The sequence below is a fragment of the Pseudoalteromonas sp. S1727 genome (assembly GCF_005886375.1).
Taxonomy (GTDB): Bacteria; Pseudomonadota; Gammaproteobacteria; order Enterobacterales; family Alteromonadaceae; genus Pseudoalteromonas; species Pseudoalteromonas haloplanktis.
Genome location: NZ_PNDT01000191.1, coordinates 1 through 1984, shown reverse-complemented (window position 1 = coordinate 1984; position 1984 = coordinate 1). Strand labels below are relative to the sequence as shown.

Here is a 1984-nt window from a genome sequence, read left to right as displayed (position 1 = left end):
TAGGTTCTAGGTTCTAGGTTATAGGTTCTAGGTTCTAGGTTCTAGGTTCTAGGTTCTAGGTTCTAGGTTCTAGGTTAATCACAAAGGTATAACAATGAAGCAAGTGATCAAGGTACATCATCATACCGTTAGTAAAACCCTTGATGTTTATTTTGACGATGACAGCCATTGCACCTTTAGCTGTGAGTTCTTACGTGTTCATTCACCGTCCGCCGAAGTACAAGGCCACGGTAACGAACCGATGAAATTAGTCCTTAATAAGCAATCAGTAAATATTAAACACATTGAACCCGTCGGCCACTACGCACTGCGTTTAGACTTTAATGATGGCCACAACAGCGGCTTATTCAGCTGGGCATACTTCACCCACCTACAAGCCCAACATGATGAGCTATGGCAAACCTACCAACAACGTCTCAAAGAGCATAATGCCAATAAAGACAGCGTACCGATCAAGTTTGTACCTTAAAGAAGCTTTAAGCGATAAGCGGTAAGTTTTAAGCTGCTCGGCGTTAAAGTTGATTATGTGATTGTGGTTGAGTGTAGTGAAGATAATCAGAAGGCGCTAGGTAACTAGGTTTTAGGTTTTAGGTTTTAATAAGCCCTAAATAGTCTGAATAAGTTTTAACTTGTTCTGTCAGGTTAAAGAGCTTCAACCACATCTGACAGTCGCGTCTGTGCCAATAGCGAATGATGGGAGCCTTATTCTCTTGTTATACAATTTTTACCTCAATTCGGAAAGACTAACCTTCGCTTGCCCTACTTTAACTTGAAGTGAGTCTAATTGTTCCCCAAGATTAGCAACATTAAAACCAATTGAAAACTTGTTATCCGGTAGTTTAGGATGAACTACATTAAACTTATTAAGAAGTGCTGTCATATCCAACTGGCTTTCAAACTTAGCAGCTACTTTCCCTCTCAGCAAATATAAATCACCATCTTCCCCCTCAACTTCGCCACAATGAACAATATCTAATACTTTGTATATTGTGCTTACTTTTCTACTACTTGTAACAACACAAGCTAAGTCTCCTTCTTTGATATTTCCCCAATCAACATTGTTGGCATTATTAATCTGGGTCAAGGACAAATCAAAGATTACATTATCGTAATTGGGATAGACTTTTCTATATTTTCGGTCGTGGATATTATTAAATATGAACATCGCCACCTCCTAATCAAATTACTAACACTTTAAATTTCTTGCTAAAATTACAATAGATAACAAGCAAAAGCCAACAGTTTCTTTCCGTTTTGGCAACTTATAAACATACTTGAAGCTACTTGATTGGGTTAGGTTTTACCTGAGCTTCAGATGTGACACCACTATAATTAGGAGTTCCCATAATATCAGGTTCATGGAAGACGATTACCTCTTTTGATTTAAGTCCATCATCACGACCATGTAGGTGTTTTCTAATATCAATGAGAATGTTTCGAACATCCTTTGCACCGGGTTTATGAGAAAGACAATTAGATAAATCCTCTGCGAGCTCTTTAGGCAACCATAAAAATGCTTGAAAGGTTAGCTTGTTGAGTTGATGGTAATCGAGCTTTCCATTTTTTTTAAGCCACTCAGCAAGTAGATCGGCTACGACTTCACCTTTTAACCTCATTTCTTTTTGGCTTTCAACCTCAAGAATCTTTTTATCGTATTCGTGCTTCACTGACCAACGCAATCTTGTAGCAATCCACGAGCGTAATAAAAAAGCAACAGCAACAGTTATGCTAACTGTTGAGAGGGAACTTAGTAAAGCGACTGCAACATTTTCCATTTGATACTCTGAGTTTATAACGAGCCTGTAGAGTAACTCGTTTTTAATTTATTTTTATTGATGCATCAACCATAGCTGAGTTGCTATTTTGATTCAATCGCTTAGTAACATTCGTGTTAGATTATCGATCATTTAAACATGCCAATACTAAGCGCTACGTTTCCCTCATTTGCTTCTCATTCTCTTCCCTTTGTGCAAAAAATCTTTAA

3 protein-coding genes are annotated in these 1984 nt (G+C 37.8%); 1 reads left to right on the top strand and 2 read right to left on the bottom strand.

All coding sequences use genetic code 11. From position 1 onward, the window contains the following. The first annotated feature begins 94 nt into the window (after positions 1-94). The gene (locus tag CWB85_RS21570) at positions 95-469 is read left to right on the top strand and encodes a gamma-butyrobetaine hydroxylase family protein (protein ID WP_016709547.1); all 375 of its coding nucleotides are present in this window, start codon (positions 95-97) and stop codon (positions 467-469) included. A 255-nt stretch (positions 470-724) separates the two neighbouring features. Here CWB85_RS21570 and CWB85_RS21565 read toward each other — a convergent pair whose 3' ends face one another. Both CWB85_RS21565 and CWB85_RS21560 read right to left on the bottom strand, forming a co-directional pair. Then, a complete protein-coding gene (locus CWB85_RS21565; protein WP_138555993.1) occupies positions 725-1165 on the bottom strand; it encodes a hypothetical protein in 441 nt (146 codons plus the stop codon). Between the two features lie 115 nt (positions 1166-1280). Next, positions 1281-1775, bottom strand: a complete 495-nt coding sequence (locus tag CWB85_RS21560) for a hypothetical protein (protein ID WP_212748248.1) — start codon at positions 1773-1775, stop codon at positions 1281-1283. Positions 1776-1984: the final 209 nt, after the last annotated feature.

What these genes read in the sequence shown, in the direction of transcription:
- CWB85_RS21565 (WP_138555993.1), bottom strand. Translation starts at nt 1,165, where the DNA reads ATGTTCATATTTAATAATATCCACGACCGAAAATATAGAAAAGTCTAT.
- CWB85_RS21570 (WP_016709547.1), top strand. Translation starts at nt 95, where the DNA reads ATGAAGCAAGTGATCAAGGTACATCATCATACCGTTAGTAAAACCCTT.
- CWB85_RS21560 (WP_212748248.1), bottom strand. Translation starts at nt 1,775, where the DNA reads ATGGAAAATGTTGCAGTCGCTTTACTAAGTTCCCTCTCAACAGTTAGC.